Here is a 22,997-nt window from a genome sequence, read left to right as displayed (position 1 = left end):
CAGTGGAAACCGTGCCTCTAGTCGGCCGTGTGCGTCCTCACAGGTCTCGTCAGTTGCCGTCATCTGCGATGACGCCTCGCCGCCAGTTCAAAATGCGACCGGTCATTGTCCTTGTAGCGACCAAAGTGACCGCCCCAGCGAAGCCGGACCCCAGTGTCCGAGGCGGCCTTTCTCATGGCCGCGGCGATTTGGCCCTGAAGCGTCGGATCGAAGACGACACGCCCCTCCCCGTCGAGCGGCCAGAGATCCACAGCCCGTCCGGAGCGATGCGAAGAGCTTTTCGTCCTCGACCATCCCCAGGCCACGGCCCGACCTTGTTGATCTCGGTCACGCCGGCCCGAGCCAATGACAAAGCGCAGGTTCGGAAGGCCGGCTTGCGCCCCTCTAACGATATTGGCGAGGATTGGGTCGAGCGCACGCAGGTTGGCGTCGTGATTTCCCACCGGGTTCGGGTTCCACGAGCGAAACATCGGAATCTGGTCGCGGCCGAACTCGTCGCGGATCGGGATTCTGGCGTAGACACCATCAGCGCTTGGAGTGCCTGATTGGCCGTGCGCGGCGCATGCCAGCGCGAGGCTCGTCAGCAAGAGGCTGATCGGCAGCAAGCAGGCGGCGCGTGCACGAGAGGACATGATAGATCAACATTTACCTGTGAGAGCCTCGAAAGGAAGGCAGGCAGAGGATCCATTTGTCTCGAAAATGACCTGGAGCCGCACCGTGTGAATGTCTGTTTCCGGGCGATGCGCCAATGTCCATCTTGCCGCTTACCGTTGAAAAATGGTCCGCTTTGATGCCGCAGACCGGTTGCCATTCTCAGCCTACAGCTCAGCGACAATCCACCTCTTAAAGGCCACCATGGCGCTGGTTTCGGTCCGTGATCTCAGCCGCGTCATCCAGTAGGCCCCGGTGACGATACCGAGGTCGAGCGGCTGTACGATCCGTCCGGAAGAGATATCACGCGAGAACATCGCGGCGGGGACAAGCGCAACGCCTAGACCTTGCGCTGCCGCTTCGACCAGCGCCAGCGAATTATCAAAAATCCAGCCTCGCGCAACCGGCGGGGTCAGCCCCACGGTAAGGAACCAGAGCGGCCATTCGTCCTGGCGGTATGAGCGCAGGAGGTGCTGGGCCAGCAGGTCAGCCGGAGTGCGGACTGACATGGCGAGCGCAGGGCTGCAGACCGGAGCAAGCGGGGCTTGCATCAGCTCGACCGCCTCGGTGCCGTGCCAGGCGCCGTCACCGAACCGAATGAACAGATCGAGGCCGTCTAGGAGCGTGTCGGCACGGTTGTTGTTCGTCTTGATCCGCACCTCGATCTGCGGATGCCGCGCGTTGAAGTCCTGCAGGCGCGGCAGGAGCCATCCGAGGGCGAAGCTGCTCACCACGCCGATCGTGAGAATCTCGGCCGTGCCGCCTGTACGCAGCTGGTGCACCTTGTCGCCGACTCGCCGTAGCGCATCCGTCAGCACCGGCAGCAACGCCTGGGCCTCCTCGGTCAGGGCGATGCCACGCGGCAAGCGCTCGAACAAGATGAAGCCGAGATCCTTCTCAAGCAGCTTGATCTGATGACTAATAGCGGTCTGGCCGACGCGCAGCTCCATCCCGGCCTTGGTCAGGCTACCGAGCCGTGCCGATGCCTCAAAGGCGCGCAAGGCGTTGAGCGGCAGTCTCGAAACATCCATCCAGAAGCCCCAATTTTATTCATATCAAATCTGAGTAACGATCATTTGGCTAGGGCCATGCGGCCTCGCTACCTCTGCGCCTCCCTCTGGAGACGAAACGCACATGACAACTCGCACCATCGATTCCCTTGTGGCGGACCGCCGCTGGTTCTTGATCGGCGCTGGTGCCGCTCTTTTTGGCGCCGGGCATGCCGCGGCTGCACCTCGGGCTAGTCTCGATCTTCGGTCCCTGGAAGTGCGCCATGGCGGCCGCCTCGGGCTTTTCGCCACGCGGGAGAGTCAGCGGGTCGGCTGGCGCTCGACCGAGCGCTTCGCTTTCTGTTCAACATTCAAACTGTTTCTCGCAGCCTATGTGATGCAGACTGTGCAGCAGGGGCGCGACCGGCTCGACCGAGCCGTCCCGATCACAGCCGCCGACATGGTGCCGCATGGGCCGGTCACGCAGCCGGCGATCGGCAGAACGCTCACGCTGGAGGAGCTGTGCAAAGCAACTGTCGAGATTAGCGACAACCCAGCGGCGAATATCCTCATCCGCGAAATGGGCGGTCTCGCTGCATTCCAGCAGTGGTATCGCAGCATCGGCGACCAGGTCACACGCGTTGATCGAATGGAAACCGAGCTGAACACCGCGTTGCCCGGCGACATGCGCGACACCACCACGGCCGAGCAGTATGTCGCCAATCTCGACGAGGTCTTGCGCGGCAACTTGCTCTCGGCGGCGCACCTGCAGTTGCTTGTGCGCTGGATCACCGAGACTCCGACCGGGGCAGGCCGGATCAAGGCAGGCGTCCCCGCCGGCTACACCGTCGGCCACAAGACCGGCACCGGGGCGCGGGCGACGCACAACAATATCGGCATTATTTGGCCGCCAAGCGGGCCATCGATTCTGATCTGCGTGTTCTTCACGGGCGCGCAAAACGCATCACCCGACGCCATTGATGCCGTCGTAGCGGATGCAACGCGACAGGCTATTGGTACGTTCGGGCTTTCATCTCGCTAGGGGAGTCGCGTCGTCATCCGCGATCCATGAACTCGCGGAGGAGATCCGGCATCAGCCTTATTTTTGTCAACGCCGGATCGTGTAGAGGTACAGCTTGGGAAGGGTAGCGGGATGGTATCCAAGCCGCCCCGTCGAGGCCGGGCGCCAAAGCCAATCGCTCTCAAATCGAGTTAGTTGATGACGACATCCACCACCCGGACCGGGTTGTCTTCGCTGACGTAATCCAAAAGACAGGCGGGCAGGAGCTCTGTCTGCCGCCGGTTCTCGCCTTCGATGAAGCGCGCCATGCAAGCCCTCGGATCGCTCCAGAAAGCCTACCAGATCGGCGACTTTCCTGACGCCATTGCGTCACGGCTGAAACCCGGCGCTCACCTCATACTTGCCGGCAATCGCTTTGCCTACGCCGCCGAACCTCTGCTGCTGGCGGCCTGGGCAGAGCGCTGGCGCATGCACGGCGCCCAGCCCGCCGAAGTCGAGGCGAGCGCGCCAAAATATTGCAGGGCGCCGATCCGCGTGCCTTGGAGAACGAGGTTGCTGCCTTGCTGGAGCTGCCGGGTTTGGGCCGCCAACATGGTACTTTTCCAGCCTGTTCTGGGGCGCATGCCTGGCTCCGTATCGCGGCTGACTGCGAGCCCGGGCGAAGTCAGCGCCCGAGCGGGACGGCATCCCGCCCTCGCTTAGTTCGCCGGACCGGATATCGTATCCGGTCCGATGATCTAACCATTGGCATCGGCTTTGCCCCAAAACCGCCATCCACTTTTCGGGCCGATCTTTAGCTCCCGGCGCCGACGCAGGTCGCGGCATTCTGCGGCGTGCAGACATCCAGGCCGGTATAGGTCGGATCCTTCGGGGCGGGTTTGCCGTCCTTCATATCCTTCAGGAACAGCATGGTCCTGTAGCCCATCTCGAAGGGGCGTTGACCGACTTGCCCCTTGGACAGGCCTGCCTTCAGGAGATCCATCTGGACGGGCAGCGTATCTGCGACGACCAGCGCAAGCGAGCCGTCATCGATCCGGGCCTTATACTTCTCGGCGACCTTGCGATACGCTTGCGGGATGAATTGCGGGAAGCCGCCGGTCGGCACGAAGGCATCGAGCTTGGGGTTCTTGCCGAGCGTATCCTCCATCTGCTGCACCGAGAGCGGGAAGTCGTCATTGGTATAGAGCGGGCAACCCGCGGCTTCCGTCCAGCCATGCTGGCCGGTGAGCTTGGCACCCGGCGCGGAGGCCGATTTCGCGCCGGCAAGCGTATCGCGAATCCCTTGCATGCGCTCGTTATGGTTTGCAGCCGCCGCACCGCCCGACTGGATGCAGATCGTGCCGCCCTTCGGCTTGATTTGCTGGACGAGCTTCGCGAGATTGACGCCGATGTCGTAGTTATAGGTGCCGACATAGGCGCTGCGCAGGCCCTTGTCCTTCGCAAGCAGGTCGGAATCCCAGGTCAGAACCGGAATTCCCGCTTTCTTTGCGCCCTCGAGCGCCTTGCCCATCGCGGCGGCATTCGACGGCGAGACGGCGATGCCATCGACCTTCTTGGCAATGAGATCGTTGATGACCTGGACCTGTTCATCGCCGCCGCCATGTTCCCCAGGTCCGATATAAAGGCACTCGATCGCGCCGTTGAGTTCCTTCTCGGCCTTCTTGCAGCCGTCGCGGGCCTGGTCGAAGAAGGGATTGTTCATGTTCTTGGGCACCAGGGCGAAGACGTATTTCTTGCCCTGAGACTGGGCTTCTCCTCCAACGGCGAGCAGTGCGAGCGCGGCGACACCTAAAGTCAGCGTTTTCATGAGCCTCTCCTCCTGGTGGTTATTATTGTCCGGTGTTCCTATGCCGAACCCTTGCCGCGGATCCGCTGCAGCAGAACCGCCAATACGATGAACAGGCCGACGAAGGCGCCCTGCCAGTTGGAATCGACCCCGGCCATGAGCAGAGAGTTGCGGATCACCTCGATCAGCGCAGCCCCGATCACGGCGCCGTAGGCTCCGCCCTGGCCACCCATCAGATCCGCACCGCCGATCACGGTCGACGCGATCACCCGCAATTCGTAGCCCTGTCCGAGCGCATTGATGGCCGAGCCTTGCCAGCCGACGATGAGAACGGCGCTCAGCGCGGCTGTCAGGCCTGAGACGATATAGGCCTGCAGCTTGATCCGCCGGACCGGCACGCCCGTCAGGCGGGCGGCATTTTCGTTGCTGCCGATGGCGTAGAGATAATTGCCCCAGCCGGTGAAGTTCAGGATGATGCTGAAGATGATGGCCAGCGCGAGCAGCACCCAGACCGGGTTGGCGATGCCGAAGATGGCCCCGCCGCCGATGGCGTTGAAGGTGTCTCCCCAAGGGCCGAATTCGTAGATCATCTTGTTTTCGGACAGGACGATGGCAAGCGATCGGGCGCCCGACAGCATCCCGAGCGTGACGACGAAGGCCGGTAGGCCGACATAGGAAATCAGCACGCCGTTCACGACCCCGACAGCCGCGCCGGTGAGAAGGCCGGCGAAGATCGCGAGCAGCCAATGCCCCTCGGCCTGGAGGACAAGTCCGCTGACGACGCCGGCGAGCCCCATGATCGACCCAACCGACAAATCGATGCCGCCGGTGAGAATAACGGCGGTCATGCCGATCGCCATGATGCCAATGAAGGCGAAGTTCCGGGTGATGTTAAAGAAGTTGTCGGCCGAGGCAAAGGCGTCCGGTTGATCCCATGTCATCACGAGGATCATGGCGATCAGGGCGATCGTCACCCAGAACGGCTGGCTCGCGAGCAGCTTCTGCAGGAGGCTCCGTTCCCGCAGGCCCGTGACGTCCTCGATGGCGATAATGTTCGGGATCGGGCGGAATGTGTTGCTCGACATGGAGGGCTCCTTGCGCAGCATCAGGCGGCCTGGATGGCGCCGGTGATCAGTCCGGTCACCTCTTCAGGAGAACTCGATGCAATCGCCTTGTCCGCGACCTTGCGTCCCCGCCTCATCACGACCACCCGGTCACAGACGGCGAACACGTCCGGCATGCGGTGACTGATCAGAACGACGGCGATCCCGCGATCCTTGAGCCGGTGGATCAGATCCAGCACCTCGGCGACCTGACGAACGCTGATCGCCGCCGTCGGCTCGTCCATCAGCACCATCTTCGCGTTGGCAAGGCGTGTCCGCGCGATCGCCACAGCCTGGCGCTGGCCGCCGGACATCAATTTCACGAGATCGCGGGGGCGGGTCTCTGACTTGAGTTCCTTGAACAGCTCTGCGGCCCGGGCGTACATCGCCTTGTAGTCAAGGATCACCAGCGGACCGATGCGGCGTTTCAATTCGCGCCCGAGGAAGACATTGGCGGCCGCAGTCAGATTATCGCACAGGGCGAGGTCCTGATAGACGACCTCGATCCCGTCGGTCCGGGCGTCGACCGGCCTGCGAAAGTGCTTGACGATGCCGTCAAGGCGAAGCTCGCCCTCGGAGGGGAGAAAATTGCCGGCGACAATCTTCACCAATGTCGATTTGCCGGCGCCATTGTCGCCCATCAGACCGACGACCTCGCCGGCATCGATCGCCAGATCGATGCCCTTGAGGGCTTCGATCGCACCGAAATGCTTTGAGATGCCCTGAAGCTCCAGAAGCGGCATAGGTCGATTCCACCCTTGTTTCGAGGCGTGCCTCTGCTTCGGGCACTGGCTCAAGCTGCAGTCACTCAAGTCCTTTGCTTCAGCTGCTGCAATTTATGACGGTCAAAATTCAACCAAGGACAGGTATTATGTATCAATAAGGAATCTAAAACTTGATGATTCGTCTCAGGTCCTTGATCGGACTGTCGTTGCAACAATTTAATTCGAAAATTGATTGCATTTCCGGACCGATGCCGAATTCGCGGGTCCGAATATTCGAAGAGGTAGATGTCGGCGCGCACCGCGCTGATCGCTCAGAGATCCGCCTGCGGCGCTATTGTCATAAGCGCGCCACCGAGGCCGTCTGCCGTGCCCCATGCCCCTTTTCCTCGAAACGCGTTCCCGGCGGAAGGCTTCGAACACGATCCTACGCTCAATAGACGGCTTCGTCATTCGCGCGCGGCCGCCCTCCCGATCTTTGACTCATCCTCGTGGAGAGCGTCGGATTCCCGGTCGAGCCGGAGCCGGATTTGGAGCGGGTCGTCATCGTCGCAACAGCCCTTCGCGGCCATTCAGAGGGGTAGGGCGCGCGCAGGTGCAGGTTACTTTCGCTCAGGCGCGCTGAATCCGGAGGGACTTGGCGCAGGCCGAGATCGCGGCAGGCATGGGTTTTGGAGCCCAAGCCGTTGTCGGTCATGACGCGCGGCGTGGCGCCGATAGGCTCTCGTTGCTCTCTTTCGACGTGACAGGTTGACCGCTGGGAGGTTCGCAAATGCCTTCGTCGTCAAAGCGAGCCATGCTCTCCACCCTGGCGATGCTCCTTCTTGAGCTGACGACACATTCGCATGCTGAAGAGGTCGTTCAATTCCCCTCGATGACCTATCGCCCGAGCGATTTCCAGCGACTACCGCCTCGAAGCCTCCGGTAGCTTCGATCGCCACTAGCTTCGGCGACAAGGCCATGAGCGGGGCGATGAGATTGTCGATCGCCGCGCCCATGCACGTGACGATAAAGCTCTCGCTGGTCGGACGAACCGCCGCATCCAACCGATCCGTCGACACATCGCTGCCAACGGTCATGGCGTCCATCTGATCCCATCCTTGCGCAAGCGGGCTTCGCAAGCGGCCCAAGCGAATGGTCGGGTTTGATGATAGGCGAGATACGCGCTCCCTTGCGGGCTCAGCGGCCCTTAAATTTTGCAGCCTCTCGCCCCTCGCGACGCTGCCATTAACAGAAGCGCAGGTCATCACATTCCCCATCGGGCCAGACAGACGAACCGGGCTGGTCCGGTCCAGCTAGGCCAATGGCCCGTCCAAAACCCCCCTTTAGGAACTCGATCTCCAGAGCCTGTCTGCCGACGAGCCGTTCAAGCGCGGCGATGCGCGCTTCGTAGGCTTCGATCGTATCGGCGGCGACTGCCTCGTCGTCGAAGGCGCCAGCCTCGAACTTCTGGATCCAGATCCGGACGAGGTTGCGTGACAGGTCGTGCCGGCGGGCGAGGCTATGGAGCGTCTCGCCTGCCAGGTAATCCTGTGCCACCTGGCGTTTGAACTCGATGCTGTGGGTGCGGTGTCGGGCCATGGGCTTCCATCCTCCGAAAGCCCGGCTCACCGTCAAAGCCGCAGCCTGATCCTGTCTACCTACAGGGGCGCATGGTCTCAATGTTGCAGCGCATGTTGACAACCAACTATGGACGGTCTCACCATTCCGCTATAGTGGAATTCAGTGACTTCGATGGAGACCGGCCCGTGGTAGCGTTTCGTAAATCCCGACGCAGCAACGTGCCTGCGGCATGAATTACCGGTGGAACTGGTCCATCCTCCTGCAGGAGCCCTATTGGGAGTGGCTCTGGAGCGGCGTGCAGTGGACGCTCTCCATCAGCCTGACCAGCTGGGCGCTAGCGCTGACGATCGGCGTCGCGGTGGGCATCGCACGCAGCCTCCCCAGCCGGAGCGCTCGCTTGGTGGCGGGTGCCTATGTCGACGTATTTCGCAACATTCCGCCGCTGGTCCAGCTCTTCCTGTGGTTCTACGTGATGCCCGAGGTGGTGCCTGACACGATCGGGCTCTGGCTTAAGCGTGATCTACCTTATCCTGAATTCAGCACGGCGGTCGTCGCGATTGGGCTATTCGCGGGGTCTCGTGTCGCGGAGCAGGTCCGGGCCGGGATTGAGGCGGTTGGCAGTCCGTTGTTGCCCGCCGCGCTGGCGACGGGCCTGCGCCCTGCGCAAGCGTTCCGGCTGGTCGTCCTGCCGCTCGGTCTTCGCGCAATCGTGGGGCCGCTGACCTCCGAGTTCCTGATCACGATCAAGCTGTCGTCGCTGAGCCTGACAATCGGCGTCCTCGAGCTGACGGCGCAGAGCCGCCATGTCGAGAACTATACCTTCCAAGGCCTCGAGGCCTTCACCTTCGCCACCGTCGGCTATCTGGTGATCGGACTGTGCGTGACGGCGCTGATGCACTTCATCGACAGCAGGATCGGCGGCGCAGCCCTGCGGAAGACTGCGACATGAGCCATTTCGACTGGGGCGTCATCGCTCGGTCCTGGAGCTTCCTCGCCGAGGGCATGGCGCTCAGCGCCCTGCTCGTGCTGGTCGCGACCGTGGGCGGGCTGATCCTCGGCTTCGGCCTCGCGTTGATGCGGCTGTCGACGCACCGGCTCATCGCGGCGCCGGCCGCGGCCTATGTCACCGTGATGCGTTCGTTGCCGCTCGTGCTGGTGCTGTTCTGGTTTTATTTTCTGATGCCGCTGGCAATCGGCCGGCCGATCGGCTCGCTGATGTCGGCGCTGGTCGCCTTCGTGCTCTTCGAGGCCGCCTTTTATTGCGAGATCATCCGCGCGGGCATCAACAATGTCCGCAAGGGCCAGACCGAGGCGGGCCTCGCGACAGGTTTGCGCCGCAGCCAAGTGATGCGCCATATCGTCATGCCGCAGGCTCTGCGCACGATGACGCCACTGGTGTTGAACCAGATCGTCATCGTCTTCCAGGACACCTCCCTAGTCTATGTCGTGGCGCTGCACGACTTCCTGACGACGGCGAGCATCGTCGCCTCGCGCGATGGGCGGCCCACGGAAATGTATACGCTGGTCGCCGTCGTCTATCTGGTCATTTGTCTGACGTCGACGAAGGCGCTCGACTTCTATCGGAAAGGCCGCGCGTAATGATCTTCGTCGAGGATGTGCATAAATCCTACGGCAAGCTGCTTATCTTGCGTGGCTGCTCAGCGACGGTCCGTCAGGGCGAGGTCGTAGTGATCTGCGGCCCTTCGGGCTCCGGCAAGAGCACGCTGATCAAATGCGTCAACGGGCTCGTCCCGTTCGAGAGCGGCACAATTACCATCAACGGCGTCTCGGTCTCTGACCCGAAGACTGACCTCCCGGCGCTGCGCTCGCGCATTGGCATGGTGTTCCAGAGCTTCGAGCTCTATCCGCACATGACCGCGCTGGAGAATGTCAGCCTGGCGCAGATCCATGTGCTGAAACGCTCCCGCTCGGAGGCCAATGCACGCTCGGAGAAGATCCTGGCGCGGGTTGGGCTCGGCAACAAGTTGGCGAGCCGCCCGAGCCAGCTCTCCGGTGGGCAGCAGCAACGTGTCGGCATCGCGCGGGCGCTGGCCATGGATCCGGCGGCGATGCTGTTCGACGAGCCGACCTCAGCGCTCGATCCCGAAATGATCAACGAGGTGTTGGAGGTGATGCAGGAGCTCGCGCTCGAAGGCATGACCATGATGGTCGTGACGCATGAGATGGGCTTCGCGCAGCGCGTGGCTAACCGGGTGCTGTTCATGGACGGCGGCGAAATTCTCGAGGACACGCCCAAGGCGCAGTTCTTCACCGCCCCGGCGACGGAGCGCGCCAAGCAGTTCCTGACCAAGGTCCTGACGCATTAGCCGGCCATCATGACAGAGCTGAGCACCCCCCAGATCGGACCGATCCTTCAGCGCCAGCGCAAGGCACGGGATTTGACGCTGCAGCAGCTTGCAGCCTTGTCGGGCGTCTCGAAATCGATGTTGTCGCAAATCGAGCGAGGCGAAGCCAACCCCACCTTCGCGGTGCTCTGGAGCCTGACGCGAGGGTTGCAGATCGATTTTTCCGTGCTTCTGCAAGCGAGCGAGCCGGGTGCCGGCACAAGCGCCATCGAAATCATCGCGCCGGCGCATACGCCGGAAATCCGCAGCGCCGATGGCTCCTGCCAATTGCGGATTCTCAGCCCACCGAGCCTTGCCGGCACGGTTGAATGGTACGATGTCGAGATCGCCGGCCATGGCCGGCTCGATAGCGCCGCGCACGCGGCCGGTGCGGTCGAGCATTTCACCGTGCTGTCGGGCCAGCTCGTCATCGCCAGCGGTCAGTCGTGCTATCCAGTCAAGACCGGAGAGACGGCACGCTATCCCGTCGATGTGCCGCATTCGATCAGCAACGAGCGCGACGAGCCGGCCCGGGGCCTGATGGTTCTGCTCTACCGGAAGACGCCACAAGGGAAGGCCGGCTCTTGAATTTCTTCCGCTATAATGGATCGCCTTGTTCTCTGGTCGCGTTCGACCGGGGGCCGTCTTCTTCAGCTTCAACAGAGGCCCTCCTATGCGTGTGAGCATTCTCGGTGCCGGTGCCGCCGCCTACGGCGCCGCCGCCCAGCTTTTGATCGGCGGACATGATCCCCTGCTATGGTCGCCATCCGGCCAAAGCACGGTCGAGCTGGCGGCGGGAGCGCCATTGCGGGCGATCGGCGCAATCGAGACGAGCTGCCGCCCGCGCATCGCACAGAGCGCGAAGGAGGCCGTGACCGGCTCCGACGTTGTGATGCTCGCCATGCCGGGCAACGCTCATAAGCTGGCGCTGGAGGCGACGGCCGAGCATCTGCGCGCGGATCAGCCGGTCATCATCAGCTCGCATGCCTCCTTCGGCGCGCTCTATCTGTCACGGCTCCTGGCCGAGCGCGGCGTCAAGGCGCCGATCATCGCCTGGGGCACCACCCTGACAACGGGACGCAGAACCTCGCCGACCGAGGTCACGGTCAATTCGCTGCGCTCCAAGATTGATATCGCCACCGTGCCAGAAGCGGAACTCGAAGCCGGGCACGCGCTCTGCACCGCTCTCTTCGGCGGTCGCTTCGTCAAGCGGGATGGGCTCCTGGCGATCGCACTCAGCAATCTCAATCCGCAAAACCATCTCGCGATTGCGTTGTTCAACCTCACCCGGATGGAGCATGGGGAGCGCTGGGGACAGGCCGAAAACGTCACGCCGGCGGTCGGGCGCGTGATGGAAATGCTCGACGCCGAACGCCTGGCGATCGCGAAAGCCTTCGACGTGTCGGTGCGGACGATCAAGGAGCACTATGCCTTCTCATATCAGCTCCCGGTCGCGAGCATCGCGGAAATGAACGCGGAGCTGCATCGGCGCGGCAATGGCGGTTTCGGGCCGACGACCTTGAATAGCCGCTATGTCCTCGAAGATGCGCCTTTTGGTCTGCTGCCGACGATCTTGCTAGGACGCCTCGCCGGGCAGCCCGCGAGACTGCACGAGGCCGGCCTGACCATGCTGTCGGCCGCCTATGGCCGAGATTTTGTCAAGGACAACGACCTGCTGCCCGCGCTTGGCTTTGAAAAGATGAGTAGCGGGCAGCTGCGGGAGCGGGCCCGCGCTGGATTTTAGACTCCCCGCACCGGCCGGTGCATTGGGAATGATTGCTTCAAACGGGAGAGAAACATGAAACGGAATTTTGCTGCGGCGATTGGCGGCCTCTTCGCATTCGGTCTGGCTGCCAGCGCCCAGGCGCAAGAGGTAGATTCGATCGTCAAGAAGCTGCGCGAAACCAACACCATCACCATGGGAATCCGGGAAGCGCTCTACCCCTATGGCTTCCTCGACAATGACAAGAAGCCGTCTGGCTATTCGGTCGAGTTCTGTCAGCGCATCATCGAGGACATCAAGGCGGAGCTGAAGTTGCCCGACCTCAAGGTCAAATACGTGCCGGTCAGCATTCAGAACCGCCAGGCGCTCGTCGCCAACGGTACCGTCGATCTGGAATGCGGCGGCACGGTCAACACTTTCGGTCGCAACAAGCAAGTCGACTTCTCATCGGTCTCCTATGTCTCGTCGAGCCAGCTGCTCGTTCTGAAGAGCTCCGGCATCGCCAAATACGAGGATCTGAACGGCAAGATCGTCGCCGTCGCGACCGGCGGCAGCAGCGAGCCGGACCTGAAGAAGCTCGTCGCGGAAAAGAACCTGAACATTCGCATCCAGAATGTCGATGACCATGCGGCCGCGCTGATCTCCGTCGAGACGCGGCGTGCGGATGCCTATTTCAGCGACAACGGCGCCTTCTACAGCCTGATCCGGCAATCGAAGAACCCAGAGGCCCTGACAATCGTCGGCACCGAATATGGCTATGCGCCACAGGGCTTCATGGTGCCGAGACTGAACCCCACTGTGCTCTGGATCGTCAATCACGCCATGGCGAAGATGTTCAAATCGGGCGAAGCCGAGGCCCTCTTCAACAAATGGTTCGGCCCCTTCGGCGCCCAGGTCTCACCCAAACTCAGAGCCGCTTGGGCGACCCAGTCCTACGCCGAATAAGTTACCGAAAAAGGTTCCGTTCAGCCTTCCTGGCTGAACGGAACGAGCCCAGCGCGCTTCTGGAAACCGCCAGTGGGTCTGGGGCAGCGGGCCACGATCCGCTATTGGTGCCTAGCCGTGGGCGGACTTCGACCTCGCGCCGATACCGTTCTCTAACGGGTCAAGGTCTGGCTGCTTGGTCCTGAGCGGTTGATGCCGTTGGGTGCCTGCGTTCTCTGCGTGCTCATCGGCACTTGATGGGGTCAGCTGGGTGCAAAGTGGCTTGGTTGAAAGCGCAGTCGGCCGACATGATCGGCGGCATGCTACGGAATCGGCGCCATCACCTGCTCCCTCCCTCGGGCGTCGCTCCCGCTTGGGAGCTCGTTGCGGCCTCCTGTCTCGTCTGCTTCTGCCTGGCTCTGATTGTCAGGCGGGCCGGAATTCGGTGCCATGCCGCAGCATGGCGTGCATGATAATGGCGAGACGGCGGGCGAGCGCGATCCGCGCCTTGCGTATTGTCGAGCGCCTGGCAATGGCGAGTGCCCAGTCCTTCAGTTTCAGCTCGCCCTTGTAGCGGGTCAGCATGACGTTGGCGGCCTCATAGAGGAGCGTCCGCATGCGCTGGTCGCCCACCTTGGAGATGCTGCCGACATAGTCGATCTCACCGGACTGATAGCGACGCGGCACAAGGCCGAGATAGGCGCCGAGATCGCGCGAGCGCCGGAAGCGTGCAGGATCATCGACGGCCGCCGTGAAGGCCAGAGCGGTGAGCTGCCCAACGCCGGGGATGGTCATCAACCGACGACAAGCATCGGAGGCGCGAACGAGGCGCTTCATATCCGCGTCGATGGCAGCGACCGCGCCGAGAACCAAGTCCCGGGCAGCGACGAGGCCGCGCATGGCGCCGGCCAGGCCGGTGATGCCGTCGCTCATCCGCACGACCTCGTCGACGAAGGCCGGGCTGAGCCCACGCGGCAGCCGGACGCCGAACACCACGGCCAGACCCCGGATCTGGTTCTCCAGGGTGACGGACGCGTTGGCTGACGAGCTTCTTGCGGGCGACGATCAGCGCGCGGATCGCATGGGCCGGCAGCGACTTCACATGCACGGCCTTGTAGAAGCCGGTTCTCGCCAGCTGCGCCAGCCCACGCGCATCGTTGCGGTCGGTCTTGTGCGTCGCCAGGGTCTTGAGCGCCTGATAGGCCTGCCGGCTCTCGATGCAGACGACCGGAACACCACGCTCAGCCAAGCCGTGGTAGAGCATCGGCGCCATCCGGCCTGTCTCGAACACCACCCGTGTGCAGGGCGGCGCTTGCGCCAGGGCCACTGCTATCGCCACCGCGGACGAGACGGCTTTGACCTCGTGCACAACCGCGCCGTCGCGATCAACGAGGCAGATGTGCGTCTCCTCCATCGAGACGCCAGCCCAGCAAAATACTCCATGATCGATCTCCTCTGTTGCAGCCGAGACAATCCTATCGGCCTCCGAAGAAGAGCAGCCAGACCGTTACTCCATGTTGAAAAAGTCGTCGTTGCCGCGGGTATGAAGTCCTGATTCAATGTTCCTTGGGCAGAGGGCAGCGCAATGATGGGCGAGCGGCAGGTTGCGCAGCAGGCGCTGTTCTACGAGTTCAACCTTGAGCGCCACGTTCCAGTCGATCATTTGGGTGCGCGCCATCGATCGCTTCGTCGATCTCTCGGAGATCCGCGCGCATCTGCGTCCTTTCTACAGCGAGACGGGACGGCCCTCGATCGATCCGGAACTGATGATCCGGATGCTGCTCATTGGCTACTGCTTCGGCATCCGCTCCGAGCGCCGCCTGTGCGAGGAGGTGCATTTCAACCTGGCCTACCGCACCAGCGCAGCGACGGCACCTTCAGCCGCTCCGACTTCGCCTATCATTGTCGGATTTTCAGATACACGCGTCTCTTGTCGGTACTCTCAATCAGAGTGAGCCGGCATGAACAACCAGGCAATGCTTCGTGATCATGCGAGCGCTGTCCGAACATAGGAACAGCGCGGCGTTGGCTATGTCGTCTGGCTCGATAATGTCGGGCAGGCATTGTCTCTGCTTCACCCCGTCGATGGCGCTATCGTCAAACCAAAGTGCACGCTGGCGCTCGGTGACGACGAAGCCCGGCGCGATCGCGTTGACACGGATGCGATCCCTGCCGAGCTCACGCGCGAGGGAATTCGTCAGCCCGATAGCGGCCGCCTTCGCCGTGCTGTAGAGTTGCAGATCCTCGATGCCACGCATCCAGGCGACCGAACTCGTATTGACGATCGAGTCGGATCCTAGTTCGCGCATATGCGGCACCACCAGCTGTGCGGCGAAAACGGCGTGGCGCAGATTGACGCTCATCATCGCGTCAAAGTCCTCGGGCGTGATGTCGGAGAAGCGCTGGCGCTTGTCCTGCGCGGCGTTATTCACGAGCGCGAAGACGGGTCCGAAGCGCTCGCGCACCGACGCAATCGCCGAGCCTAGCGCGGCAATGTCATTGAGGTCGCAGGGCAGGAAGAGCACCTCTCCGCCAGCGGCCGCAAGCCGTGTTGCGAGATCGGTGCCCGCGGCCTCGTCGATGTCGAGAAAGGCGACGCGGCAGCCCGCATCGCTAAAGCCCTTTGTGTGAGCTGCGTCAATGCCGCTCGCCCCGCCCGTAATCAGAACGGTCCGCCCCAGCAGATCAGGATAGACGGCCGTCACGGCATCACCTGGCCGCCGCTGACTTCGATGATCTGGCCAGTCATGTAGCCGCTCAGCGACGGAGCGGCGAGAAACAGGAAGGCGCCGACGCAGTCCTCGGATTCGCCGACCCGCCCCATGGGAACTTGGCGGCGCATCATCTCCATCTGCTCGGCCGACGAGTAGCGTTCGTGGAACGGCGTCGCGATCACCCCCGGCGACACAGCATTGACCCTGATCTTGTCCGCGACGAGTTCGCGCGCCAGGCCCTTGGAGAAGGAGCTGACGAAGCCTTTAGCGGCGCCGTAGATGTTGGCGCCGCCACCGCCACCGTTGCGCGCGGCGATCGAAGTGACGTTGATGATAGAGCCGCCACCGCCGCCGGCCATGACGGGCGCTACCGCCCGGCTGAGCGCGAAGACCGACCAGCAGTTGAGGCGCATCACCCGCTCGAAATGCGCGTCATCCATCTCGACCGTCGGGACACGGCCGAGCATAGCACCGGCATTGTTCACGAGCACATCGATGCGGCCAAATTTCGCCACCGTCGCGTCCACCAACCCGGATAGGGCTGCCGTATCGGTGACATCGGCCTGGTGGAGCAGAACCTCACCACCGGCGTCAGCGATCAGTTTTGCCACCGCCCCCGCCTGCTCGGCGCTGGCGTTGTAGTTGACCACGACTTTCGCGCCATGGGCCGCAAAGCCCTGCGCCACGGCGGAACCGATGCCGGTGCTGGCGCCTGTGATCAAAACTACCTTGTCCTTGAGATCGGCAATCATCTTTGGTTCCAGTCGGCAGGTTCGGGTTTCGTGTCGGCTCTAGGCGGGGTTCAGCCGCCTTTGACACCGCCGGCCGTCAAGCCGCCGACGATGTCCTTCTGGATCACCACGGTGAGCACGATCACCGGCAGCATCACCACGATCGCGGCCGCGGCGAGTGGGCCCCAGGAGACCTGCTCGAACGTGAGCATGTTGTAGACGGCGACCGGCATCGTGCGTGTCGTGCGGCCGGCGAAGACGGCGCCGAAGACGAAATTGTTCCAGGAATAGATGAAGGACAGGATGGCGCCGACGACGATGCCCGGCCGCGCCAGCGGTACCGCGATATGCCAGAAGGTCTGCCACATCGAGCAGCCGTCGATGCGCGCGGCCTCCTCTAATTCGGCTGGAAGCGTCTCGAAGTAGCCGATCATGATGTAGATCACGATCGGAAGGGTAATCACCAGATGCGTGATGCCGATCGGCCAGAGTGTGCCGACCAGACCCAACGCTTGGAACAGCGCGAACAGCGGGATGAGATAGGACAGACCCGGCGTCAGCCGGCTGATTAGCATCAGCACGGCGAGCCCGTGCGCTTTTGATTTCGCGATGCCGTAGCCGGCGGGCACCCCTAGGATCAGCGCTGCCAGGGTCGCCCCGCCCGAAACGAGCACGCTGTTCCAGAAATACAGCAGGATCGGCGTCTCATTGAACAACGTGCGGAAATTGTCGAGGGTCGGGTCGCTCGGGATGAAGACCGGCGGATATGCGGTGTTGTCGATCTCCTGCTTGAGCGACAGGGAGATGACCCACAGGAAGACGAACAGTACCGGCGCCATCAGCACGAGAAGAGCGAAGCCTAGCGCCAAATGCTCCCGCAGCTGTGCGAACGAGATAGGGCCGAAGCGGCGCGACGGCGCGCCAGCCATCACTTGTTGTACCATTTCGACCGCTCCCTGACCCACAGCAGGGCGACGGAGAGAAGCAGGATGATCGCGAAGAAGACGACGACGACGGTCGAGGCGGTGCCGACGTTGTAATAGGCGAAGGCCTGCGAATAGAGGTAGAGGTTGATCGTCTCAGAAGCCGTCCCCGGGCCTCCGCTGGAGATGACATAGATCACCTCGAAGGCCTTCACCGCGTCGATGGTGCGCATCACGCCTGCCACCGCTATGAAGGGAAGCACGAGCGGGAAGGTGATATAGCGGAACATCTGCCATTGAGTGGCCCCGTCGAGCCGCGCGCTCTCGTAGGGTTCCTCGGGCACCGCCGCGAGGCCACCGAGCACGATGATCATGACGAAGGGAGTCCAGAGCCAGACTTCGACTAGGGCGAGGCTTGGAATGACTGTGCTGCGTGCAAAAACCCATTCAGACGGCGGGATGCCGACTACACTCAGGAGGTAGTTCAGGACGCCGAGCTGGGGATGGAACATCATCGTCCAGACCAGCGCGATGGCGACCGGCGTCGCCATCATCGGCATGATGAAGATCGTCCGTAGCAGGCCGCGGAGGGGAAAGCGCCGGTTGAATATGACCGCGGCGAAGGTGCCGGCGACCAGCGGTAGGAGGACGGCAAGCACGGTGAAATACGCCGTGTGCCACATCGACTCAAGGAAGCGCTGGTTGCTGGCGAGGTCGATATAATTCCGCAATCCGACCCAGGTTTTTGCGCCGCCGATCTTCCATTCGTGGAAGCTCATCCAGATTGTGAAGATCCAGGGAAAGACGATGATCGCGACGGTCGCGACCAACGCCGGCAGGATGAACCAGATATAGGACGGCTTGCGCAGCGGATCGGCCTGCGCCGTCACAGGCGCAGACCGGACAGCCATCTCCGCAAGGCTGGTCACGACTGCTCGCTGCGATCGAGAACAGGGCCGAATTCGTCGGTCGCCTTTTTGAGTTCGGCGGCTGGGTCAGCGCCGCCGATCATGTTGGTGAGGGCAGCCCCGAAGGTGTCGCGAAACTCTGTCACCGGAACGATGTTGGGCAGGCCCGTGCGCGCGATCTCGGCCGAGCCTCGTACGCAATCGGCCCAGTCCTTGGGAACCGTCAACGCCGCCAGTGTCTCCTTGTCGACGAGGCTGGAATTGCGGAAGGGAACGCCCGAGCCCGTCTGCAGCAATCGGTTGCACATCGTCTTCGACGTCACCCAGAGGCAATAGAGGAAAGCGGCTTCCTTCTTGGAGCTTGCCGCTGCGATGCCGATGCCGTCGCCGAAGACATTCGCGTGGTGGGCTTTCGGCCCGGGCGGGAACACGCCGTAGCCAACCTTGCCGACGATACGGCTGCGCTTGGCGTCCTCGAGAGGTGGTGCGAACCCGACCCCATCGATCCACATCGCCGCGCGACCCTGCGCGAACAGCGACTGCGCCTCGTTCCAGTTAAAGCCGGAGACGCCTTGCGGCCCGCTGGCCTTGAGTAGGGTCTGATAGATCGTCGCGGCGGCGACGGCATCCTCGGTCGTCGTCGCCAGCTTTGGTGGCGTCCCGGTGGTGGTCTCCTGGCCGTAGCCGAGCAGCAACTGGGTCCAGACCGGCACATTTGCATTGCGTAGGCCGCGGGCGACGATGCCGGAAATGCCGTTCGTTGGGTCATGAAGCTTGGCGGCTGCTGTCACGATGTCGGCGATCGACTTCGGATAGGCGACGCCCTTGGCGTTGAATAGATCCTTGTTCCAGTAGAGCAGCCAGTAGTCGGCCGAGAGGGGCAGCGAGGTCAGGCGCCCGTCATCCGTCGCATATTCGAGGCCCCGCTGACTGAAGTCGGCCCGGTCCCAGTCGGGCGGCGTCAGTGAGCGGTCACCGAGCATCGGCTCGACGTTTGCGAGCCATTTACCACGGGCGAGCTGCCGCTTCTGGACGGAATAGGACAAGCTCGCGACGTCGAAATTCGGCTTGCCGGAATTGAACTCGATGACGATCTTCTGGCGATGCTGCTGCTCGGGGATTTCCTCCAGCCCGACCTTGATGCCGGTCAGCGACTGAAACTCGGCCAGATATCGCTTCTGCGTTTCGCTGCGCGGTGTGCGCGTCAGTGACACCTCGATGTTCTGGCCCTGGAAACGCTTCCAGTTGAAGCTTTCAGATTGCGAAAAGGCGGTCGTCAGGTTCAGCATCGGCGACGCCACGGCTCCGGCGATGCCGGACTTCAACAGCGTGCGGCGAGAAATTGTCGGCCTTCTCATCGTCGTTCCTCCCGGTTATGCACGGATTTCCGCTGCTTATGATTGAAGTGCTCATGCCATTCAGACGTTCATGGCGCGGTTGCGAGCCGCCATGATGTGTTCGGTCAACGCCTGCACGGCGCTTTCCACATCGCGCTTCTCCATGCGCTCAATAATGTCGAGATGGATCCTCATGACGATGAGAAGCCGTTGAGGCGCGATGCGGACCTCGCCCTGACGGATCAGCCGAATCTTGATCGAGTTGGTGCGATAGGCTGCGCTGACGAGATCGTTGGCGAGCCAATCAATGATCCGATCGTGGAAATTCCAATCGGTCAGCTGCGCCTGGCGCAGAAGTTCCGGCGTGACTTCGCTCTCACCCTGCCGCAGGACGATTTCATGGGCCTCTCGCAGCTTGGCGATCTCTTCATCCGGAGCATCCCGCACGAAGGCAGCCATGGCGTAGCTTTCCAGCATCAATCGGAACTGGAAAGCGTTATGGATCAGGTTGACGTCGACATGCGCGATCTGCAGCCCGCGCTGCGGCACCGTGACGATCAGCCCTTCAGCCTCCAGCCGTGGAATCAGGGCCCGGATTGCCGCCATAGGCAGGCCAATGATCTCGATCAGTTCGCGCTGCGAGATGAACTGGCCCGCGACGATCTTGCGTGACATCAGCCCTTCGGTGAACAGGTCATATGCCCGGTCCCGGCTCTTGGGGGCAAACACCGTGGGTTCACTCATTGCAGCGCCCGGACTTGCTCGATGCGCGTCATCAGGGCAGTTACCCGGGCATCATCGAAGGTGACGTTGGGCGGTCGCATCCGCAGCCATTCTTGCCGGCCCGTACGCCGGGCTACGAGTGCCTTCAACGAGGCGGGAAACGGATCCGGCAAGATCGCGGATCGATAAGCCATGATCAGCGGCTCGTCGCGCCCGGCGGCCACTGGCCCGCGAAGGAGCGCCGGCTGAAAATTTGCCAGCCCGCAGATCGTGCCGCTGCCGCCTTCGCTGACGGCCTGGGCGACATGGCGTTCGCTGCCCACGAGCACCTGGAAATCGCGATGCGCGTCGAGCAAAGCCTGCGTCGCCTCCCAGTTGCCCGCGCTGTCCTTGATTCCGACGATCGCATCGCCAAAGGCGTCACGCAGGCGAGACACCAGGTGCGGCGTGATCTGCGAACGCGTCATGTTGGGGATGTGGTAGAGCAGGATGTCGCGCAACTCGGTTCCCAACTCTTGGAACACGGTCGAAAACCAGTCGAAGATGCCGTCCTCCGGCATGTCCGGAAAGTAGAAGGACGGCGTGATCAGGATCGCTCTGGCGCCGTAGGCGTAGCCCGCGCGTGTCTGAGCGACAGCATCCTCGATCGTCGAGGACGTAACCGAGACCACTACCGACCTGCGAAAATCAAACCCGGCACCGGCCAGCGCACCCATGGCTCCAATGCGCTCATGCAACCCGATCCCCGCACCTTCGCCTGTCGTACCGAACAGCGTAATGCCATCGGCCCCGGCCGCCAGCACCCAACGGGCATGCTCGATCAATAGTGAATGATCGATGGCCCCGCCCGCGGTGAACGGGGTGGAAAGCGCACAATTTACGCCGATGCGGTCCGTCTTTGGCACGTGGGTATCCTCCCTGGCGCCCAAAGTTCACGCTGCAAGCAGCTCGAGTCAAGTCTGAAATCGAATTAAAACCAAACTGAGATTTCACTGCGGTTTTAGAGTCACCGTTGGTCGGGCTCGCTACTCTTAGAAGCCAGAGCATGCGATCGGCCGAACTCCCCTCGATGCGCGCAACACGGGCGAAAGCCCAGTTTGGGAAGGGCGGCGTCTTATCACTTGGATTTTTGTCTTTCTCTGGGGTTTCCAAGCTGAAGGGTTTTGCCCCTCCGCCTGCTTGGATCCGAACGAAAAAGCCCGTCGCGAAGGCGACGGGCTTTAGGGCAACAGGACCTCAAGCTGCCTAGGGGGATTGCCGCCGACAGGCGGCGGCTATGGCGCTTTTAAGAATAGGGGCTCATTCGCAGGTCGCTGTCGTTGCGCTTGGCACCAAGCTTCCGCTCCGGAAGATCGCACAATATCGAATCGGCGCTGCATTTCCTGATCAAGCATCATTCGCCCCGTGGCTGGTCCCGAGGCTTCGCTGGCAGCATCGGCCATCGCCTTCGCCGCTCTGGTCGCTAACTCGAGGTCGATGCGCTGATGCTGCGGGCAAAATTCAACTATCGCAGCATAAAGGCTAGCTGACCGGGCAATGCCTTCCAATGTTCTCTTTTGGGCTGAAGCTGGCGTTGAAAGTAAGGCGATCGTGGCCAGTGTGACGATGCACGGTTTGCGCGGTTTCATGTAATTTGAAATGTCCGGGGGTAATTGCTTCAGCGAAATAGCCCACCCAGACAGCTTTCCGGCGTATCTCGAGATTTCTGCACCGAAATATTCGCACCTACGGGCCGGATCCGCATCGGTGACTAGATCGAGCGCCACATTCCGTCGTAGCTCGGCGGTAGGCCGGGGCGCGGCCATAAGTGGAACCAAGGTCGAGCCCCGAAATATCACAGCATGTCGGGCGTTTAGTTTCGGCGGTCCACTCGTCTTTCGGTGCGACCAGTACGCCGATCAGTGCGCCGAACGTCCCGGCCAGTGCGCCGATCCTGACGGCGGTCCGTACCGCTGGTTTGAGCCTGAGAATGCGATGGGTTCAAAACCGCAATTGCGCCCGCAAAGGCCAAGGTCGCGGCCGACCACAAGAAGGAAAGGCCGCGTCGACGTGTGATTCCTTCCGAGTTTAAAAATTCGCTCATGGCCGGGCTCCTTGGGTTCAATGAACCGCTTTCCCGCCCCCACAACCCATCCAGACGGACGTGTTTCAAGTCCTCACCTGCGTTGGCAAACCACGGCGAAAAACCATTCGCGTCACGCATGGAGCGTTGCTTATGGGCCTAGGCGGCGCATCACACAAGGCGGATTGCATCGCGAACAGCAGTTCGGCCCAGAGCGCCGCTCTACTGGCTATGCCAGCTCGGCCCCTATGGCGCCAGGCTCGGTTCAACCGAGAGCCCATCCCATCAGGCCTTGGAATTCGCTGGAGAGCTCGATCGTGATCCTGACCAGCTTGGTTCATTCCGAGACTAGCGTGAGCTCAACATGTTATCGAACCCTTTCACGGGTACCCCACAATAAAAGCCGCCTTTCGGCAGATGGGCCAAGCCATCCGCAGCGTTCGCGTCGGTCTTGTTTGTGGCGAGCATCGATGCAAACTGCAGGTAGGCCAGGTGCGCATAGCGTGTGACAGAGCCACACGGAAAGGGGGCCGGTTTCGAAGACCACCCGCTTTGGCTGAGGGCGTACCTTGGGTCGCCGGTCAATTGCCTCGCTTCTAAACGTCCCCCTCAAGGGCTAACTCCAACCAGGTAAAAAATATGTTTAATATCAAACCACTATCATATTTATACCTGACCTTCTGATATAGATCACATCTGTCGTTGCTGACATAATATGCGACGCGCTGCTGACCCGGCTGAACGCGGAGCGCCGTCCCGCAGCATGAAAAAT

The 22,997-nt window shown here is 62.1% G+C and carries 20 protein-coding genes and 5 pseudogenes; 9 read left to right on the top strand and 16 right to left on the bottom strand.

The window, feature by feature from the left end:
• Positions 1-59: 59 nt before the first annotated feature.
• Both NWE53_RS27925 and NWE53_RS27920 read right to left on the bottom strand, forming a co-directional pair.
• Positions 60-605, bottom strand: a complete 546-nt coding sequence (locus NWE53_RS27925; RefSeq protein ID WP_265055463.1) for a M15 family metallopeptidase — start codon at positions 603-605, stop codon at positions 60-62.
• A 213-nt stretch (positions 606-818) separates the two neighbouring features.
• Positions 819-1,682, bottom strand: coding sequence for a LysR family transcriptional regulator (locus NWE53_RS27920; RefSeq protein WP_265055462.1), 864 nt, complete (start codon positions 1,680-1,682; stop codon positions 819-821).
• A 103-nt stretch (positions 1,683-1,785) separates the two neighbouring features.
• On the opposite strand from NWE53_RS27920, the gene bla reads away from it, so the two are divergent.
• On the top strand, positions 1,786-2,682 hold the full coding sequence (gene bla, locus NWE53_RS27915; protein ID WP_265055461.1) for a class A beta-lactamase: 897 nt from the start codon (positions 1,786-1,788) through the stop codon (positions 2,680-2,682).
• 81 nt (positions 2,683-2,763) lie between these two features.
• Here bla and NWE53_RS27910 read toward each other — a convergent pair.
• Positions 2,764-2,969 (bottom strand): annotated as a pseudogene (locus NWE53_RS27910) (transposase); the annotation flags it as partial.
• Between the two features lie 52 nt (positions 2,970-3,021).
• On the opposite strand from NWE53_RS27910, the pseudogene NWE53_RS27905 reads away from it, so the two are divergent.
• Positions 3,022-3,307: pseudogene (locus tag NWE53_RS27905) on the top strand (SAM-dependent methyltransferase); the annotation flags it as partial.
• Positions 3,308-3,454: 147 nt separating this feature from the next.
• On the opposite strand, the gene NWE53_RS27900 reads toward NWE53_RS27905, so the two are convergent.
• From NWE53_RS27900 to NWE53_RS27885, 4 genes are all read right to left on the bottom strand, one after another.
• The gene (locus NWE53_RS27900) at positions 3,455-4,468 is read right to left on the bottom strand and encodes a sugar-binding protein (RefSeq protein WP_265055460.1); all 1,014 of its coding nucleotides are present in this window, start codon (positions 4,466-4,468) and stop codon (positions 3,455-3,457) included.
• Between the two features lie 38 nt (positions 4,469-4,506).
• Positions 4,507-5,532, bottom strand: coding sequence for an ABC transporter permease (locus tag NWE53_RS27895; RefSeq protein WP_265055459.1), 1,026 nt, complete (start codon positions 5,530-5,532; stop codon positions 4,507-4,509).
• Positions 5,533-5,552: 20 nt separating this feature from the next.
• On the bottom strand, positions 5,553-6,293 hold the full coding sequence (locus NWE53_RS27890) for an ATP-binding cassette domain-containing protein (protein ID WP_113511900.1): 741 nt from the start codon (positions 6,291-6,293) through the stop codon (positions 5,553-5,555).
• A 1,206-nt stretch (positions 6,294-7,499) separates the two neighbouring features.
• Positions 7,500-7,853, bottom strand: a complete 354-nt coding sequence (locus NWE53_RS27885) for a transposase (protein ID WP_265055458.1) — start codon at positions 7,851-7,853, stop codon at positions 7,500-7,502.
• Between the two features lie 211 nt (positions 7,854-8,064).
• Between NWE53_RS27885 and NWE53_RS27880 the strand changes: the two genes are divergently transcribed.
• The 6 genes from NWE53_RS27880 to NWE53_RS27855 all read left to right on the top strand — a co-directional run bounded on the left by NWE53_RS27880 (position 8,065) and on the right by NWE53_RS27855 (position 12,848).
• Positions 8,065-8,784: an amino acid ABC transporter permease gene (locus tag NWE53_RS27880; protein ID WP_265055457.1), complete on the top strand. Its 720-nt coding sequence runs from the start codon at positions 8,065-8,067 to the stop codon at positions 8,782-8,784.
• Positions 8,781-9,434, top strand: a complete 654-nt coding sequence (locus NWE53_RS27875) for an amino acid ABC transporter permease (protein WP_265055456.1) — start codon at positions 8,781-8,783, stop codon at positions 9,432-9,434. The genes NWE53_RS27880 and NWE53_RS27875 overlap by 4 nt, the downstream gene beginning before the upstream one ends.
• Positions 9,434-10,162 carry an amino acid ABC transporter ATP-binding protein gene (locus NWE53_RS27870; RefSeq protein ID WP_265055455.1) on the top strand — a complete coding sequence of 243 codons (729 nt, stop codon included), beginning with the start codon at positions 9,434-9,436 and terminating at the stop codon, positions 10,160-10,162. The genes NWE53_RS27875 and NWE53_RS27870 overlap by 1 nt, the downstream gene beginning before the upstream one ends.
• Before the next feature lie 9 nt (positions 10,163-10,171).
• On the top strand, positions 10,172-10,768 hold the full coding sequence (locus NWE53_RS27865) for a helix-turn-helix domain-containing protein (RefSeq protein WP_265055454.1): 597 nt from the start codon (positions 10,172-10,174) through the stop codon (positions 10,766-10,768).
• Between the two features lie 85 nt (positions 10,769-10,853).
• On the top strand, positions 10,854-11,924 hold the full coding sequence (locus tag NWE53_RS27860; RefSeq protein WP_265055453.1) for an NAD/NADP octopine/nopaline dehydrogenase family protein: 1,071 nt from the start codon (positions 10,854-10,856) through the stop codon (positions 11,922-11,924).
• A 54-nt stretch (positions 11,925-11,978) separates the two neighbouring features.
• Complete coding sequence (locus NWE53_RS27855) at positions 11,979-12,848, top strand: amino acid ABC transporter substrate-binding protein (protein ID WP_265055452.1); 870 nt, start codon at positions 11,979-11,981, stop codon at positions 12,846-12,848.
• Between the two features lie 405 nt (positions 12,849-13,253).
• Here NWE53_RS27855 and NWE53_RS27850 read toward each other — a convergent pair.
• A pseudogene (locus tag NWE53_RS27850) lies at positions 13,254-14,270 on the bottom strand (IS110 family RNA-guided transposase).
• A gap of 142 nt (positions 14,271-14,412) precedes the next feature.
• Here NWE53_RS27850 and NWE53_RS27845 point away from each other — a divergent pair.
• Positions 14,413-14,683 (top strand): annotated as a pseudogene (locus tag NWE53_RS27845) (transposase); the annotation flags it as partial.
• Between the two features lie 90 nt (positions 14,684-14,773).
• Here the strand turns inward: NWE53_RS27845 and NWE53_RS27840 are convergent.
• The 8 genes and pseudogenes from NWE53_RS27840 to NWE53_RS27805 all read right to left on the bottom strand — a co-directional run.
• Positions 14,774-15,532 carry an SDR family NAD(P)-dependent oxidoreductase gene (locus NWE53_RS27840; protein ID WP_265055451.1) on the bottom strand — a complete coding sequence of 253 codons (759 nt, stop codon included), beginning with the start codon at positions 15,530-15,532 and terminating at the stop codon, positions 14,774-14,776.
• The gene (locus NWE53_RS27835; protein WP_265055450.1) at positions 15,529-16,293 is read right to left on the bottom strand and encodes an SDR family NAD(P)-dependent oxidoreductase; all 765 of its coding nucleotides are present in this window, start codon (positions 16,291-16,293) and stop codon (positions 15,529-15,531) included. The genes NWE53_RS27840 and NWE53_RS27835 overlap by 4 nt, the downstream gene beginning before the upstream one ends.
• A gap of 50 nt (positions 16,294-16,343) precedes the next feature.
• Complete coding sequence (locus NWE53_RS27830; protein ID WP_442865099.1) at positions 16,344-17,201, bottom strand: carbohydrate ABC transporter permease; 858 nt, start codon at positions 17,199-17,201, stop codon at positions 16,344-16,346.
• A complete protein-coding gene (locus NWE53_RS27825) occupies positions 17,201-18,124 on the bottom strand; it encodes a carbohydrate ABC transporter permease (RefSeq protein ID WP_442865093.1) in 924 nt (307 codons plus the stop codon). Before NWE53_RS27825 ends, NWE53_RS27830 begins: the two co-directional genes overlap by 1 nt.
• On the bottom strand, positions 18,121-19,461 hold the full coding sequence (locus NWE53_RS27820; RefSeq protein WP_265055449.1) for an ABC transporter substrate-binding protein: 1,341 nt from the start codon (positions 19,459-19,461) through the stop codon (positions 18,121-18,123). The genes NWE53_RS27825 and NWE53_RS27820 overlap by 4 nt, the downstream gene beginning before the upstream one ends.
• A 60-nt stretch (positions 19,462-19,521) precedes the next feature.
• Entirely contained in the window at positions 19,522-20,115 is a 594-nt protein-coding gene (locus NWE53_RS27815) for a GntR family transcriptional regulator (protein WP_265055448.1), read from the bottom strand.
• A 65-nt stretch (positions 20,116-20,180) separates the two neighbouring features.
• Positions 20,181-21,068, bottom strand: coding sequence for a dihydrodipicolinate synthase family protein (locus NWE53_RS27810; protein ID WP_265055447.1), 888 nt, complete (start codon positions 21,066-21,068; stop codon positions 20,181-20,183).
• A gap of 1,497 nt (positions 21,069-22,565) precedes the next feature.
• Positions 22,566-22,796: pseudogene (locus NWE53_RS27805) on the bottom strand (IS110 family transposase); the annotation flags it as partial.
• Positions 22,797-22,997: the final 201 nt, after the last annotated feature.

It is taken from the genome of Bosea sp. NBC_00550 (assembly GCF_026020075.1).
Lineage (GTDB): Bacteria > Pseudomonadota > Alphaproteobacteria > Rhizobiales > Beijerinckiaceae > Allobosea.
The sequence above is the reverse complement of the archived record's forward strand: the minus strand, read 5'-3'. Positions and strand labels throughout refer to the sequence as shown.